The 16,097-nt window shown below is 66.9% G+C and carries 12 protein-coding genes and 1 tRNA gene; 11 read left to right on the top strand and 2 right to left on the bottom strand.

The annotated features are described in order from the left end of the window. Positions 1-93 precede the first annotated feature (93 nt). From serA to ACTJK0_RS01830, 6 genes are all read left to right on the top strand, one after another. Entirely contained in the window at positions 94-1,683 is a 1,590-nt protein-coding gene (gene serA, locus ACTJK0_RS01855; RefSeq protein WP_110540979.1) for a phosphoglycerate dehydrogenase, read from the top strand. A gap of 218 nt (positions 1,684-1,901) precedes the next feature. Further along, entirely contained in the window at positions 1,902-4,700 is a 2,799-nt protein-coding gene (locus tag ACTJK0_RS01850) for an ABC transporter permease (RefSeq protein WP_440744054.1), read from the top strand. Further along, positions 4,697-5,452, top strand: a complete 756-nt coding sequence (locus ACTJK0_RS01845) for an ATP-binding cassette domain-containing protein (protein WP_110540977.1) — start codon at positions 4,697-4,699, stop codon at positions 5,450-5,452. Before ACTJK0_RS01850 ends, ACTJK0_RS01845 begins: the two co-directional genes overlap by 4 nt. A gap of 34 nt (positions 5,453-5,486) precedes the next feature. Then, entirely contained in the window at positions 5,487-7,043 is a 1,557-nt protein-coding gene (metG, locus tag ACTJK0_RS01840) for a methionine--tRNA ligase (RefSeq protein ID WP_110540976.1), read from the top strand. Positions 7,044-7,129: 86 nt separating this feature from the next. Further along, positions 7,130-8,182, top strand: a complete 1,053-nt coding sequence (locus ACTJK0_RS01835) for a 3-isopropylmalate dehydrogenase (RefSeq protein WP_110540975.1) — start codon at positions 7,130-7,132, stop codon at positions 8,180-8,182. A gap of 103 nt (positions 8,183-8,285) precedes the next feature. Next, positions 8,286-9,398 carry a branched-chain amino acid aminotransferase gene (locus tag ACTJK0_RS01830; protein WP_440744053.1) on the top strand — a complete coding sequence of 371 codons (1,113 nt, stop codon included), beginning with the start codon at positions 8,286-8,288 and terminating at the stop codon, positions 9,396-9,398. 82 nt (positions 9,399-9,480) lie between these two features. Here ACTJK0_RS01830 and ACTJK0_RS01825 read toward each other — a convergent pair whose 3' ends face one another. Further along, on the bottom strand, positions 9,481-10,074 hold the full coding sequence (locus ACTJK0_RS01825; RefSeq protein ID WP_440744052.1) for a hypothetical protein: 594 nt from the start codon (positions 10,072-10,074) through the stop codon (positions 9,481-9,483). Between the two features lie 130 nt (positions 10,075-10,204). Here ACTJK0_RS01825 and ACTJK0_RS01820 point away from each other — a divergent pair, with 130 nt between their 5' ends. Genes ACTJK0_RS01820 through ACTJK0_RS01805 form a run of 4 tightly spaced genes read left to right on the top strand, consistent with a single transcriptional unit; the run spans position 10,205 to position 14,128 of the window. Continuing rightward, entirely contained in the window at positions 10,205-11,029 is an 825-nt protein-coding gene (locus tag ACTJK0_RS01820; protein WP_440744051.1) for an MBL fold metallo-hydrolase, read from the top strand. A 5-nt stretch (positions 11,030-11,034) separates the two neighbouring features. Further along, a complete protein-coding gene (locus tag ACTJK0_RS01815; protein ID WP_440744050.1) occupies positions 11,035-11,811 on the top strand; it encodes a fumarylacetoacetate hydrolase family protein in 777 nt (258 codons plus the stop codon). 56 nt (positions 11,812-11,867) lie between these two features. Beyond that, entirely contained in the window at positions 11,868-13,382 is a 1,515-nt protein-coding gene (gene gltX, locus ACTJK0_RS01810; RefSeq protein WP_440744049.1) for a glutamate--tRNA ligase, read from the top strand. After that, positions 13,382-14,128 (top strand): HAD family hydrolase, encoded by a 747-nt coding sequence (locus tag ACTJK0_RS01805; protein WP_440744048.1) that lies wholly within the window; start codon positions 13,382-13,384, stop codon positions 14,126-14,128. Before gltX ends, ACTJK0_RS01805 begins: the two co-directional genes overlap by 1 nt. Before the next feature lie 26 nt (positions 14,129-14,154). Here ACTJK0_RS01805 and ACTJK0_RS01800 read toward each other — a convergent pair whose 3' ends face one another. After that, the gene (locus ACTJK0_RS01800) at positions 14,155-15,705 is read right to left on the bottom strand and encodes a hypothetical protein (RefSeq protein ID WP_440744047.1); all 1,551 of its coding nucleotides are present in this window, start codon (positions 15,703-15,705) and stop codon (positions 14,155-14,157) included. A 306-nt stretch (positions 15,706-16,011) separates the two neighbouring features. Here ACTJK0_RS01800 and ACTJK0_RS01795 point away from each other — a divergent pair. Then, positions 16,012-16,083: transfer RNA gene (locus ACTJK0_RS01795), tRNA-Gln, on the top strand. The last annotated feature ends 14 nt before the right edge of the window (positions 16,084-16,097 follow it).

The raw sequence follows: 16,097 nt of genomic DNA, 5'->3' as shown, positions 1-16,097 counted from the left end.
TGAGGCCGGGTTCACACTTAACAATGTGAGCCCGGCCTTTCCGTCGGCCTAGACTTGTTTCCATCCCCAGGACTGCAACGCAGAGGATCAGCCGTGTCAAAACCCGTAGTACTGCTCGCCGAAGAACTTTCCCCCGCCACCGTCGAGGCCCTCGGCCCGGACTTTGAAATCCGCCAGACCGACGGCGCCGACCGCTCCCAGCTGCTCTCGGCCATCAGCGACGTAGACGCCATCCTGGTCCGCTCCGCCACCCAGGTTGATGCCGAAGCAATCGCCGCGGCCAAGAACCTGAAGGTCATCGCCCGCGCCGGCGTTGGTCTCGACAACGTGGACATCAAGGCCGCCACCCAGGCCGGCGTCATGGTGGTCAACGCCCCCACGTCCAACATCGTCTCTGCGGCAGAACTCACCGTCGGCCACATCCTCAGCCTCGCCCGCCACATCCCGCAGGCCAGCGCCGCCCTCAAGGACGGCGAGTGGAAGCGCTCCAAGTACACGGGCATCGAACTCTTCGAAAAGAAGATCGGCATCATCGGCCTGGGCCGCATCGGCGCCCTGGTGGCAGCCCGGCTCAAGGGCTTCGACACCAAGATCCTCGCCTACGACCCCTACATCACCTCCGCCCGCGCCGCACAGCTCGGCGTGCAGCTGGTCACCCTGGACGAGCTCCTGGCCCAGTCCGACTTCATCACCATCCACATGCCCAAGACGCCGGAAACGGTCGGCATGCTGGGCGCGGACGCCTTCAGGAAGATGAAGAAGACCGCATACGTCGTCAACGTCGCCCGCGGCGGCCTCGTGGACGAGGAAGCGCTGTTCACCGCCCTGCAGGACGGCGAGATCGCCGGTGCCGGCGTGGACGTCTTCGCCAAGGAGCCCAGCACCGACCTGCCGTTCTTCAAGCTCGACAACGTCGTGGTCACCCCGCACCTGGGCGCCTCCACTGACGAAGCCCAGGAAAAGGCCGGTGTCTCCGTTGCCAAGTCCGTCCGCCTGGCCCTCGCCGGCGAACTGGTGCCGGACGCCGTCAACGTTGCCGGTGGTGTCATTGCCCCGGACGTCCGCCCCGGCATCCCGCTGATCGAGAAGCTGGGCCGCATCTTCACGGCGCTGACCCACGCATCCCTCACCCAGTTCGACGTGGAAGTGGCCGGCGAAATCTCCTCCCTCGACGTCAAGGTGCTTGAACTGGCCGCGTTGAAGGGGATCTTCGCCGACGTCGTCACCGAGCAGGTGTCCTATGTCAACGCTCCCGTCATCGCCGAGCAGCGCGGCATCAACGTCCGCCTGATCACCACACCGGAGACCGAGTCCTACCGCAACGTCCTAACGCTGCGCGGCGCCCTCAGCGACGGCAGCCAGATCTCCGTGTCCGGCACCCTGACCGGCCCGAAGCAGATCGAGAAGCTGGTGGGCATCAACGGTTTCGAAGTTGAAATCCCCATCAGCGAGCACCTGGTGGTGGTGGCCTACACGGACCGCCCGGGCGTCATTGGAACCATCGGCCACATCCTCGGCATGAACAACATCAACATTGCCGGCATGCAGGTGGCCCGCTCCAACGAGGGCGGCCAGGTCCTCGCCCTGCTGACCATTGACAGCTCCGTTCCCCAGCAAGTGCTGGATGCCATCAAGGCCGGCATCGGCGCCGAAATGGTCCGGGAAGTGGACCTGGAAGACTAGCGCGACACACCGGCCGAAACGCCGTAAACCGCATCTCCGCAGGGGTTCGTCCCGGCGGAGCCACGTATGATTGGCCGGTCTGCTTACAATGGCTTGGTCCTGATTCAGGACCGTAGCCGGCAGGCCGGCCAATACCTTTTGCACATCCGTCCGCCATGCTCCACGTCTGCCCGGGCGGATGGAAGCGTGCGCACGCAATCCAGGTTTCAGGGAGTTCCATGAACGCCGTCCAGAGGTTCATCAGAAGCAGGGTGCTGCTGTTGACCGCGGCCATCTTGATCGCAGCCATGTGCTTGTCGGTCCTCGTCCAAAGCCAGTCCCAGGCTGCGCTCAACCGGACGGTCGATGAAAACTCAAGGGGGCTCTACGACATCCTGGTCCAGGCCAAGGCCCCCTCCGGCGCCCTCCTGCAGCCGGAGATCGCCAATGGCGCCGGCGGCATCGGCTTCGACCAGCTGGACTCCATCCGGAAGCTCTCCGGCACGTCAGTGGCCGCCCCCATCAGCCTGGTCTCTCGCGTCACCCAGAACCTGGAAACACCCCGGCTCGACGCCATGGACTACCTCGGCTACAACGCCGGGCTTGCCGGTACCGCCACCGCGGACCAGGCCGCCGGCGCCACCGCCCCGGACAAGTGGCCGGCCGCCGAATCCGTGCTGACCGATGCCGCCAAGAAGTACCGGCTTACTGCCAGCGCGGTCAGCTCCGACGGCAACTCCGAACAGACCCTCTTCAAGACCACTGCCGAGGGCACCCTCGGCAAGGCCCGCCTCGTGGAGGAGAAGGCCCAGGGCGGCAGCAGCATCCGCATCGCCGCCCCGGCAGGGGAGACCGGCATCAAGTTCCCCGCCCCCGCCGGTGGATCCGAACACAACCTCTTCAACCTCTCCGTTGCCCTGCCGCTGGCACCTGAGGTCACCGAATCCGTCGTGGCCGTGGACCCCGCCGCCGAACGTGCCCTCCTGGGCTCCGCCGGCGACTTCCTGGCACCGCTGGAGAAGGCGCCGCCCGCCGACGCACGGGACGCAGGAGCGGTGGGCCGCTACCTGGAAGGGCTGTTCACCAACGGCATCAGCATGGACCAGCTCAAGGAGGGACCGGACTTCCTGGGCGTCAAGCTCAAGTACTGGGCACCCCTGATGACCCAGTACCAGCAGGCCAAGCGCACTGGCCAGCTGACAAGCGGCTCCCAGGCTGTTCCCCTGATCGTGCGGTCCGGGACGTCGCTGGACCTGAAGTACAACGTCAAGATCGAGGAAATCGACGACGCCGGCAAGGTAGTCAAGGACGTCGGCACCGTTTCCAAGTCGCTGGGCAAGGATTACCTGCCTTTCGTTTCAAAGGATCCCTTCGTCCTGTCCTGGCCCGGTTCCACGGACCATTCGTCCCTCCTGGGCAGCAACGGCAACTTCAACCCGGGCCTTTACACACCCGCCAAGTGGAGCACCGACTTTGCCGGCGCCCCCAAGTACACCGACGGCGGCACTGCTGCCAACGGCGCCGTGGACAAGACCGCCGTGCCGGGCGACTGGGTCACCGTCAACCGCCTGCCCGACAAGGCCGCCAGCGGTGCCCCCGTTGACCAGACCCAGCGCGACCCGGTGGACGAACGGTCCTACCGGGACAACCTGTCCACCGGCCAGCAGCAGGCAGCACAGCCGCTGCCCATGGTCTACGGGACCTTTGACCCGGCCGCGGTAGAGGCGGCCTCGGGTGACGTGAACAAGCTTCCGCTGGGCGGGTACGATCCCACACCGTTCACCCTGGTCAAGGACGCGGCGGGCAAGGACGTTCCCTCCGCCGCGCTGAAGCCTTCGCTGAGCGCCACCGGGCTGGCCAGCCAGTCGGCCGGCGCCATCACCGACTACTACGGCCTGGCAGCAGCCCGCGGCTACAAGCAGAACGCCGCCGTCATCGATGCCGTCCGCGTCCGCGCCAAGGCGCTAGGCAGCTGGAAGGACGCCCAGCCCGAGGTTGAGAAGCTTGCCGCCGAGATCCGCGACATGGGCCTGGACGCCACCGTGGTGGCCGGTTCGGCCCGCGAGGACACCAGCATCTTCGTCCCCGGCTACTCCAAGGACGGAGCCGGCAAGGAGTCCGCGCTCGGAACCGTGAAGCAGTCCTGGGTCCGGCAGAACGCCGCCGAAGCCGTAACGGGGGCGCTCTCCGGAACCAACATCACCCTGCTCTTCCTGACGCTGTGCGGGGCGGCCCTGCTGACCGGCGCGTCCACCGTGAGCTACATCCGGAAGCGCCGCAGCGAAGCGGGCACCCTGCGGGCCATGGGCTGGACGCAGCGGCGGATCCGCAGCTGGGTGCTGGAGGAATTCGGCGTGGGGGCAGTGCTGCTTGCCGCGGCAGGCATCCTGTTGAGCCTGTTGAGCTGGAGCCTGGCCACCGCACTGGTGTGTGCTGCCGTCCTGGTCCTGTACTGCGGTGCCGCGCTCTTTGCGGCCCAGCAGTTGCGCCACCGCGACGAGATCGACCAGGAGCCGCAGCATGACGAGAGGCTCATCCCGGTCGATTCCCCGCTGACCTTCGCCAACCGGCAGCTGTCCACGAACAAGTTCAACACCCTTGCCCTGGCCGTTGCCGTCGGCGTGTTTGGTGCGGCAGTGGGCGGTCTGATCGCCCTGCTGATCGACATCCCGCGGGCAGCGGGGGCCAGCGCGCTCAGTGGCCTGGCCGCGGCCAGCGTCACCCTGCCCAGTATCCTGCTGGCGCTTGCCGGCGTGGCAGTGGGATTGGTGCTGACCCTGGTGACGGGCCGCTTCGAGCTCAACGCCAAGCGCCAGTACCTGGGCATCCTCCAGGCCATGGGCTGGAACCCGGACATGCTCCGCCAGGTCCGGCTGTTCGAAAACGCGCTGGTGGGAACCGTGGCCCTGCCCGTGGGCGTGCTGGGCGCCCTGGGCATCGGCCTGCTGCTGGCCCCCTACGCGGCCATCTGGGCTGCGGTGGCCGGCCTGCTGGCTGTAATTTGCTGGATACCGATTGCAACGAAAGTGGTCCAATGACAAACCCGACGAACGTCCAGCGCAGCCGCAGGAGCGGCTCCAACGAGGTCCCCCTGCAGACCCGGGCCAACACCATCGTCAAATCGGCGGACCACGCCACCCCGCTGGAGATGCGCGACATCACCATCCGCTACGGCGGCGGAAAGGGCGGGGCCGATGCCGTCAGCGTCGTCGAAGGCTTCGACCTGACGCTGCACTCGGGCGAAATGCATTGCGTCGCTGGCCGCAGTGGCTCCGGCAAGACCAGCATCCTGACCGTCGGCGCCGGACTCACCCTGCCGACGTCGGGCCGTGTCTTCTGGGAAGGTGATTCCCTCGAAAGCATGGGCGACGACGAAATCGCCGACCGCCGTCGTGCCCTCATCGGGTACGTCGATCAGGGCGGTGCCCTGATCGACGGAATGAGCGCCCTCGAGAACGTCCTCCTGCCCGCCGTTCCCGACGGCGAGGTGGACCAGCGGCGCGACATGGCCAAGGACCTGCTGGACCTGGTGGGACTGGGCCGGCGCATGCGGCACCGCCCGGCGCAGCTGTCCGGCGGTGAACGGCAGCGCGTGGCCATTGCCCGCGCCCTGATCCTCGGCACCAGGGTCCTGGTAGTGGATGAGCCCACCGCCAGCCTGGACCGCGCCTCCGCCAACCGCATCATCAGCATCCTGAAGGACACCACCAATGACGGCATCGCCGTGCTGGTGGCCTCGCACGACCACGAACTGGTCCGGCTCAGCGATACCCTGACAGAACTGATCTAGCCCACTCCTCCGTACCGAAGGTAACCGTCCGACCGTGACAGCTTCAGAGAAAACGCCGTTCTACATCACCACGGCCATCACCTACCCCAACGGCGTGCCGCACATCGGCCATGCCTACGAGTACATTGCCACCGACGCCATGGCCCGCTTTAAGCGCCTGGACGGCTATGACGTGATGTTCCTGACCGGTACCGACGAGCACGGCATGAAGATTGCCCAGGCCGCGGAGAAGGAAGGCATCACGCCCAAGGAGCTGGTGGACCGGAACGTTGAGGCCTACAAGGCCGCGCACTCCGCCCTGGGCATCAGCTACGACCGCTTCATCCGCACCACCGACCCGGACCACTACGCCGCTTCACAGTCCATCTGGAAGAAGATGGAAGCCAACGGCGACATCTACCTGGACAAATACGAAGGCTGGTACTCCGTCCGCGACGAAGCTTTCTACGCCGAGGATGAGACGGTGGTGAAGGACGACGGCGTGCGCTACTCGAAAGAGACGGACACCGAAGTGACGTGGACGGCGGAGGAGAGCTACTTCTTCCGGCTGTCCGCTTACCAGGACAAACTGCTGGCACTCTACGAGTCCCACCCGGAGTTCGGTGCGCCGCAGTACCGGTTCAACGAGGTGATCAGCTTCGTCAAGCGCGGGCTGGAAGACCTGTCCATCAGCCGGACCACCTTCGACTGGGGTGTTCCCGTTCCCGGCAATGACAAGCACGTCATGTACGTCTGGGTTGACGCGCTCACCAACTACCTCACCGGTGTGGGGTACCCGGACACCGGATCGGAGGCGTTCCGGAAGTTCTGGCCTGCGGACGTCCACATCATCGGCAAGGACATCTCCCGGTTCCATGCCATCTACTGGCCGGCCTTCCTGATGAGCGCCGGGCTGGAGTTGCCCAAACGGGTGATGATCCACGGATTCCTGCACAACAACGGCGTCAAGATGTCCAAGTCCCTGGGCAACGTTGTGGCCCCGGCGGACTTCGTGGCAAGGTACGGCCTGGACCAAGTGCGGTACTTCTTCCTGCGCGAGGTTCCCTTCGGCGCGGACGGCAGCTACAACCACGAGGCCATCGTGGGCCGGATGAATGCTGATCTGGCCAACAACTTCGGTAACCTCGCCCAGCGGTCCCTGTCCATGGTGGCCAAGAACTGCGATGCCGCCGTGCCCGTGCCGGGTGAGTTCACGGCTGCGGACACCGCCATCCTGGACCAGGCCAACGGCCTGCTTGACGCTGCCCGCACAGCCTTCGACAAGCAGGAGTTCAGCCGCGCGCTGGAAGCCATTTGGGGCGTGCTCCACCACACCAACGCGTACTTCGCCGAGCAGGCCCCCTGGGTGCTGCGGAAGACCGACGTCGAACGCATGAATACCGTGTTGTACGTAACGCTTGAGGTGCTGCGGATCGTGGCCGTCCTGGCCCAGCCCGTGATGCCGCACGCCACGGCCAGGGTTTTGGACGCCCTGGGCCAGGCCGACGGCGACGCGCGGATGTTTGCGGCGATCGCCACCCCGATCGTCCCGGGCACTCCGCTGCCGGCGCCCGCCCCCGTTTTCCCCAAATTCGAGGAACCGGGGGAGTAGTCCTCCTGCGGCGCGCGGGGATGCGCTTGTGTCCAGAAAATGAGACGGGTTGACCAGCATATGGATGGTTTGGCTACCCTGAAGACATGAGCGCATCCTCCATCGATCTTGCAGTTATTCCCGGCGACGGCATCGGCCCCGAGGTCATCGCCGAGGCCCTCAAAGTCCTGGAAAAGGCTGTGGCCGCGGAAGGTGTGGAGCTCAAGCCCACGCATTACGAACTTGGTGCCGAGCACTGGCTGCGCACCGGCGAGACCCTCCCGGACCACGTCCTGGCGGACTTGAAGACCCGCGACGCCATCCTCTTCGGCGCAGTCGGGGCTGCTCCGGGCGATACCCGCATCCCGTCCGGCATCATCGAGCGTGAGCTGCTCCTCAAGCTGCGCTTCAGCCTGGACCACTACGTCAACCTGCGCCCCTCCCGGCTGTACGGAACCGTCGGCAGCCCGCTCGCCAACCCCGGCACCATCGATTTCATCGTGGTGCGCGAGGGTACCGAAGGGCCCTACGTCGGCAACGGCGGCACCCTGCGCGCGGGCACTCCGCACGAGGTTGCCACCGAGGTGTCCCTGAACACCGCGCACGGCGTGGAGCGCGTTGTCCGCGACGCATTCCGCCGCGCCAGCGCGCGGGAGCGCAAGCACGTCACCCTGGTGCACAAGCACAACGTCCTGGTCTTCGCCGGCCACCTCTGGAAGCGCACCGTGGAAGCAGTGGCCCAGGAATTCCCCGAGGTCACCCACGACTACCTGCACGTGGACGCCGCCACCATCTTCATGGTCACGGACCCGTCCCGCTTCGATGTCATCGTCACGGACAACCTGTTCGGCGACATCATCACCGACCTCGCCGCGGCCATCACCGGCGGCATCGGCCTGGCGGCATCGGGCAACATCAACATGGACCGCACCGCGCCGTCCATGTTCGAACCTGTCCACGGTTCCGCCCCGGACATCGCCGGCCAGGGCAAGGCCGACCCCACCGCGGCCATCCTCTCCGCGGCCCTCCTGCTGGACCACCTTGGCTACACCGAAGCTGCCCGCAGGATCGAAGCCGCCGTGGTTGCCGACGTCGAAAAGCGCGACGGCACCGCACGCGGCACCAGCGCCATCGGCGACGCCATCGCCGCCGGCCTCTAGCCCGCGCCGGGGCCTCCGGCATCGGGCGTAAGCTTGTCTCGAATCACCAAATGCCGCCCCGCCGTTCAGCGCTGAACCAGGGGCGGCCGATCGTGGAGGAACCATGACTCAGACCGCCCATGGCGTCGAATTCACCCGGCAGCCCTCGGAGAACCCGAAGTCCGCCGAAGAGCGTGCAGCCATCCTGGCAAACCCGGGATTTGGCAACTACTTCACCGACCACACCGCCATCGTCGACTACAGCGTTGACGCGGACGGCAACGGCGGCTGGCACGATGCCCGGATTGAACCCTACGGTCCGATTGTCCTGGACCCTTCCGCGGCCGTGTTCCACTATGGCCAGGAGATTTTCGAAGGGCTCAAGGCCTACCGGCACGCGGACGGTTCCGTCTGGACGTTCCGGCCCGAGGCCAACGCGGCGCGGCTGAACAAGTCAGCCCGCCGCCTCGCGCTGCCCGAACTGCCGGCCGAATACTTCCTCGGCGCCATCCGCGAACTGGTCGCCGTCGACAAGGAATGGGTTCCCGCCGGTGACGGCGAGGCCCTCTACCTGCGGCCCTTCATGATCGCCACCGAGGCTTTCCTGGGCGTCCGCGCCGCCCGCGAGGTGTCCTTCCGCGTCATTGCATCGCCCGCCGGCAACTACTTCGGCGGCGAGCTGAAGCCGGTGTCCATCTGGATCTCACGGCAGTACGCCCGCGCCGGCCGGGGCGGCACCGGCGACGCCAAGTGCGGCGGCAACTACGCGGCGTCCCTCATCGCGCAGCAGGAGGCGGAGGCCAACGGCTGCAAGCAGGTGCTGTTCCTGGACCAGGCCAACGACAACGCCGTGGAAGAGCTGGGCGGCATGAACGTGTTCTTCGTCATGAAGGACGGCTCGCTGGCCACCCCCGCGCTGACCGGCACCATCCTGGAAGGCGTCACCCGCATGTCGGTGATCCAGGTGGCCAAGGACATGGGCCGCGAGGTTGCGGAGCGGAAGATCACCCTGGACGAATGGCGCGACGGCGTTGGCTCCGGCGACATCACCGAGGTCTTTGCCTGCGGCACCGCGGCCGTGATCACCCCCATCGGGGTCCTCAAGGACACCACCGAGTTCATTGGCTCCGAGGATGCCAAGGCGGGGGAGACCACCATGGCCATCCGCGAAAAGCTCCTGGGCATCCAGACCGGCGCCGAGCCGGACACCCACGGCTGGCTGACCCGCCTGGCCTGACTCACCTTGTAAGACGTACGACGGCGCCTGCCGGACTTTGGTCCGGCAGGCGCCGTTCTGCGTTGCAGCCGGCGACGGTGGTTCAGCGCCGCGCTGCCTTGCGGGCAGCGTTCTTCAAGGCTTTGCGCGACACCGGCTTGAGGGCCTTGCGGGCTGCTTCCTCCGCCAGAGCACGGTTGCGGCGGGCGTCGATGATGTCGTTCCACAGCGTGGTGGCGAAGACACCCCCATCCTGGGCGTAGACATCGTACGGGTAGCCGGCGAAGACCGAGGGCGTGGCGCCGTCGGTGAACAGGTCCTTGTCGTCGGCCTTGGCCACGGCGTCCGCCACAGCCCAGGTGCGGGTCAGGTGGCGGGTGAGGTTTTCCTGCACGAACACGTTGGCGTCGCTGGAATGGGATGCCAGGTCCAGCAGGGTTTCGAGGTCCGCGGCCAGGATTGCGGCGCCGGCCTGGTCCGCCGGTGCGGATACGCCCTCCAGTTCCGCGGTGATCGCGGCGACGGCCTCCGTCCAGTCGGCCGTCTCACGGAACTTCTTCCACGTGGGGAACCAGACAATGCTGCCCGTGGCGTGGTTGTGGACGTGCAGCAGGCCGGTGGCCTTTTCGGTGGCCAAGTGGTCGTGGCCGTCCGTGTCGGCTTGGACGAGAAGGTCTGCGAGTGTTGCGGTGCTCATGAAAGATTCAGGCTTCCTAAGGGATCGTGGTGCTGTCACTGGGTGCCAACCCGGGGCGGCCATAGTTCTATTCCGACGGCCCGCAGCGGCCAGGCTGGGGAGGGGTGGCCATGGATGCGAGGATGGGTCAGTGACCTCTGTTTCCGGCCCGGGCCTCCAGCGCAGCTCCCGGCTCTCGCAGTTCATCCTTGCCCCGAACCCCGGCCCCATGAGCCTGGACGGCACCAACTCCTACATCCTGGGTGCCCCCGGACACGCCTCCGTGGTGGTCGTTGATCCCGGACCGGAGGACGAAACGCACCTGGGCGCACTTGCCCGTGCCGGCGCCGTCGAACTCATCCTGGTGACCCACCGCCACGCGGACCACACGGCCGGGTCCGCGCGCCTGCACGGGCTGACCGGCGCGCCGGTCCGTGCGGCCGACCCCCGCCACTGCCACGGCGGGGGAGACCCCTTGGCTCACGGCGAGGTGCTCAGGGCAGCCGGGGTGGAGATCGAAGTCCTGGCCACGCCCGGCCATACCTCCGACTCCGTCTGTTTCCACCTCCCCGCCGACGGGCAGGCCGGTTCGGTGCTGACCGGCGACACCGTCCTGGGCCGCGGAACCACCGTCCTGGACTTTCCGGATGGCACGCTGGGCGATTATCTTTCCTCCCTGGTCCGGCTCGAAGCGCTCGGGCCCGCAACTGTCCTGCCCGCCCACGGGCCGGTCCTGGCGTCCCTTGAATCCATTGCCCGCAGCTACCGGGCGCACCGGGAGGAACGGTTGGCGCAGATCCGCGCCGCGCTGGACCGGCTGGGCCGGGACGCATCCGTTGGTGAGGTGGCTGACGCCGTCTATGCCGACGTCGGACCTTCCGTCCGGCGCGCTGCCGAACTCTCCGTTGCCGCACAGCTTTCCTACCTGCGCCGCGGAGGTGAGGGGCAGGGCGGTGCAGCTGGGACGGTAGGGTAGGAGCCATGCGTATTGCCAGGTTTGTAGTCGATTCCGATCCCCTGTACGGCGTTGTGGAAGGTGAACCGGGCGGTGAGGAAATCACTGTCATCCACGGCGACCCCTTCTTCAACGGAGTGGAGCGCACCTCCGTGCGGCACAAGCTGGAAGACGTCCGGCTGCTGGCCCCCATCATCCCCCGGAGCAAGGTCATCGGCGTCGGCCGCAACTTCGTGGAGCACGCCAAGGAACTCGGCAACGAGGTACCCGCCCAGCCTCTGCTGTTCCTCAAGCCGAACACCGCCGTCGTAGGCCCGAACGACCCCGTCGTGCTGCCGGAATTCTCCGAGGAAGTCTCGTTCGAAGCCGAACTCTGCGTGGTGATCGGCCGCATCTGCAAGGACGTCCCGGAAGACCGCGTGCACGACGTCATTTTCGGCTACACCTGCGGCAACGACCTCACTGCCCGCGACGTGCAGAAGACGGACCTGCAGTGGACCCGCGCCAAGGGATTCGACACCTCCGCCCCGCTGGGGCCCTGGATCGAGACCGACCTGGACACGGAGGACCTGCAGATCCAGGGCAGGCTCAACGGCGAGGTGCGCCAGGACGGCAGCACCAGCCAGATGATCCGCGGCGTCCGCGAACTGGTGTCCATCGTCTCCCAGGCGTTTACCCTGCTCCCCGGCGACGTGATCATGACCGGCACGCCTGCCGGCGTGGGGCTGGTCAAGGAGGGCGACCGCTTCGAGGTGGAGATCGAGGGGATCGGGCGGCTCTCCAACCCCATCGTCCGCCGCTAGGCCGGTCCCGTCGCGGGAGGGAGGCACCCGGGCAGGCGGGTAAAGTTGAAGCCACTATGAGTATCGCTTCTTCCTCACCTGCCGCCTCCATTCCGCCCGTCACCGCAGAAACTCCCGTCCGGGTCCGTTTCTGCCCCTCGCCTACGGGTACCCCGCACGTCGGGCTAATCCGGACCGCCCTGTTCAACTGGGCGTACGCCCGCCACACCAAGGGCACGCTGGTCTTCCGGATCGAGGACACGGACGCGGCGCGGGACAGCGAGGAGAGCTACCACCAGCTGCTGGACGCGCTGAAGTGGCTCGGCATCGACTGGGACGAGGGCGTTGAGGTGGGCGGCCCGCATGAGCCGTACCGGCAGTCCCAGCGCGGCGACATCTACCAGGACGTCATCAAGCGGCTGCATGATGGCGGTTTCATCTACGAATCCTTCTCCACCCCGGAGGAGATCGAGGCCCGCCACCGTGCCGCCGGCCGGGACCCCAAGCTTGGCTACGACGGCTTTGACCGGCACCTGACCGATGAGCAGCTGGCACAGTACCGGGCAGAGGGCCGGCAGGCAGTCCTCCGCCTGCGCATGCCGGACGAGGACATCACCTTTACGGACCTGGTCCGCGGGGACATCACGTTCAAGGCCGGATCCGTGCCCGACTTCGCCGTGGTGCGGGCCAACGGCGCTCCGCTGTACACCCTGGTCAACCCGGTGGATGACGCACTCATGGGCATCACGCATGTCCTGCGCGGCGAGGACCTGCTCAGCTCGACCCCCCGCCAGATCGCCCTGTACCGGGCGCTGTACGTCATCGGCGTTGCCGAGTACATGCCCGAATTCGGCCACCTGCCCTACGTGATGGGCCAGGGCAACAAGAAGCTCTCCAAGCGCGATCCCGAGTCGAGTCTCTTCCTGCACCGGGAACGGGGCTTCATTCCCGAAGGCCTGCTGAACTACCTGTCCCTGCTGGGCTGGTCCCTCAGCGCGGACGAGGACATCTTCACCGTGGAGCAGCTCGTGGAGCACTTCGACATCCACGACGTCCTGGGCAACCCGGCCCGCTTCGACCTGAAGAAGGCCGAAGCCATCAACGGCACCCACGTCCGGATGCTCGAGCCGAAGGTGTTCCGCGACCGTGTGGCCCACTACCTGCGCGAAGCGGACCTGGTCGGGGAAATCCTGACGGACCGGGAGGAGGACATCCTCACCGAAGCGGCACCCCTGATCCAGGAGCGCATCACCCTGCTGGGTGAAGCCCCGGACATGCTCGCTTTCCTGTTCAAGGCCGACGACGCCATCGACGTTGCCGATGATGCGCGCAAGGGCCTTCCCGCCAACCTTCCCGAGGTGCTCGATGCCGCCATCGCCGCGCTCGAACCGCTGGCGGAATGGACCGCGGAGAACATCCAGGCTGCACTCAAGCAGGCCCTGGTGGAGGACATGGGGATCAAGCCGCGCCTTGCCTTTGGCCCCGTGCGGACCGCCGTCTCCGGCCGCCGCGTGTCGCCGCCGCTGTTCGAGTCCATGGTGATCCTGGGCAAGGAGTCTTCCCTGCGCCGGCTCCGCGCCTTCCGCGGCTGATGACGGCTCCCAGCGAGGCACCGGCCGGAATCCCGGACATCCGCTTCGGCATTGTCCGCGGCGTCCTTTTCGACATTGACGACACCCTGGTCGACCTCGAGTACTCCATGACCACCGCTCTGCGGGAAGTCAGCGAACACCTTCTGCCCGGCCTTGACCAGGCCGGGTGGGAGCGGTTCGGGCGCATCTTCACGCATGAAACCACCCATTACTACGACCGGTACCTGGCCGGGGAAATCACATTCAACGAGCAGCGGCTGCTCCGCGGCCGGGCAGCCCTGGGCCACTTCGGCGTGGAACTTGCCGACGGCGTGGAATCGCACCAGTGGCTGAGCGCCTACATGGAAAAGCAGCCTGCCTACGTCAAGGCGTTCCCGGACGTGGCGCCCCTGCTGGATGCCCTGGACCGGGCCGGGATTCCCTACGGTGCCGTGAGCAACAACGTCCACGACTACCAGCGGGCCAAGCTTGACGGCGCCGGCCTGGAGCGCGTCAAGCACCTGGTGGGGACGGACACCCTGGGCGTCGCCAAACCCGACCCGGCGATCTACCTCGAGGGCGTCCGCCTGCTCGGCACCAGCCCTGCCGAGACACTTTACGTGGGCGACAACCGCCTGCTGGACGCTGAAGGGTCGACGGCGGCAGGGCTGGCAGGCGTGTGGCTCAACAGGGCAGGTGAAGTTGTCGAGGGCTTCGACGGCACCGCCGTCAGCACCCTGGCAGACCTTCTCCCGCTGTTCGTCTAGGAACCGGCCCGGGAAGACCCCCCGGGCTACGCGCGGGCCCGCAGGGCCCGCCGCCGAAGGATCAGGTACGCCGCGGCGGCTGCGGCCACCAGGAACGCGACCAGCAGGAGTGCCACGGCAGGGTTGTCCAGCCACGACGACGGCGACACGGCGGCCACCTTGGTGTGCAGTTCCTTGGTGCCGGCGGCGATCTGCGCGTTGCCGTCGGCAAGCTTTCCGGCCCCGGCAGCGAGCTTGCCCGACCCGTCATCGAGCTTGCCGTTGCCGTCGGCGAGCTGCCCGGTTCCATCGGCCAGCCCGGCGGAACCTGACTGCAGTTGGCTGGTTCCGCCGCTGAGGGCCACCGTACCGTCGGAGAGCGCCTGGGTTCCCGCCAGCAGGCCGGGGTTCGCGGGGTCGCCGTCGCCACTGATGCCCGCGCTGAGCCTGGTGGTTCCGTCCTGGAGGTTGTTCGCGGCGTAGATCAGCCCGGGCCGGTCCGGGTCGCCCGGGACGCCGTCCATTCCCACCCGGATCTTCGCTGTACCCTCGGCCAGCATGGAGGTACCCAGCACCACGCCGGGGTTTTGCGGGTCCGTCGCATTGAGCTTTTCCGCCAGGATTGCGAAACCTGCCTTGAGCCGCCCAGCGCCGTCGTTCAACTGGCCGGCCCCCGCGGTCAAACTGCCGGTCCCGGCCTTAAGCTGCCCGGCACCGTCATTGAGCTTTGCTGCTCCTGCATCGAGCTGCCCGGCTCCTGCGTAGGCACGCCGGCCGCCGTCGGCGAGCTTGGCGATCTGGTCCTTGATCACGGCCAGTGGCACCAGGCCCTGGGGACCGTTCGCCGCGGCTTCAAGCTGGTCCAGCCCCTGGCTGAGCGCGGCGAGCCCGTCGCCCTTCGTGGGGTCGTTGCCCGCGCCGGGGTAACCCTTCAGCTGGGCTGTTCCGCTCTTCAGCGCCGCAGTCCCTGCGCTGAGGCTGGTGGCGCCGGCATCGAGTTGCCCGGCGCCGGCGGCGAGCTGGCCCGTACCCGCTGCCAGCTGCCCCGCGCCGTCGGCAAGGTTGTCCGGCGCGTTGCCGGCCGGCGTCGGCGTCAGGGCCGCGGACAGGGCGACGGCGCCTGCCTGAAGCTTCTTTGCGCCGTCGTCCACCTGGTAGACGCCGGGCACGAGTTTGTTCAGGACGTCATTCTGGAGCTTGGTGGTGCCGGCGTGGAGCTTGTCCACCCCGGGGGCCAGCTGGTCCCGGACGCCTGAAAAGATCTTGCCGGCGCCCGTCTGGAGGGCTGACGCCCCGGCATTGAGTGCGGAGCTGCCTTCCTTGACCTTGGCCGCGCCGTCCTCCACCTGGGCTGCGCCCTTGTTTGCGGCGCCGGCGCCGGTGGCGAGCTGGCCTGAACCATCCTTCAGCTGGGCAGCTCCGGAGGCCGCCTGTTCGGCGCCGTCCATCAGCTGGGCGGCGCCATGTGAGATCTGGCCTGTGAGGTACGTGTAAAAGGCTATGAACAGGGAAAGCAACACGGAGAGCGCGATGATGGCGATGGGTTGGGACCGGGTTCCGGGCTTGGCTGCTGCCATGGTTTCAGTGCGGGTTGTCAACGCTGACACTTCCTAACGTTCCGCCGGACGACGCTGCCCGGCGGTATGGACCGTGGTTTGTAAGGCGTTCCCGTTTCCTCGTGGGGCCCGTAAACAGGGCGGGGAGTTGTTACCGATGGGTAACTTACTCGAGGGTAACCATAGCTTCGAGCCCGTTGCAAGGGTTTCGGCGGAGCGGCTGCGGAAGGATTTCCTGCCTGCGCACTTCCCGATTTGTGCCAGCCGAAAGTCTCGGGTAAAGTAATTTCTCGTGCTGAGGCGCACGGAGCAGGGAAAACGCCCTGAAAACCGGCCCGAAAGTGCCCTTGGGATATGGTGTAATTGGCAACACTACGGTTTCTGGTACCGTCATTCTAGGTTCGAGTCCTGGTATCCCAGCTCTGGTTTGAAGG

Source organism: Paenarthrobacter sp. 22069, assembly GCF_052046035.1.
Taxonomy (GTDB): domain Bacteria; phylum Actinomycetota; class Actinomycetes; order Actinomycetales; family Micrococcaceae; genus Arthrobacter.
Note: the sequence above shows the minus strand (reverse complement) of the source record. Positions and strands in the feature narration are given on the sequence as shown.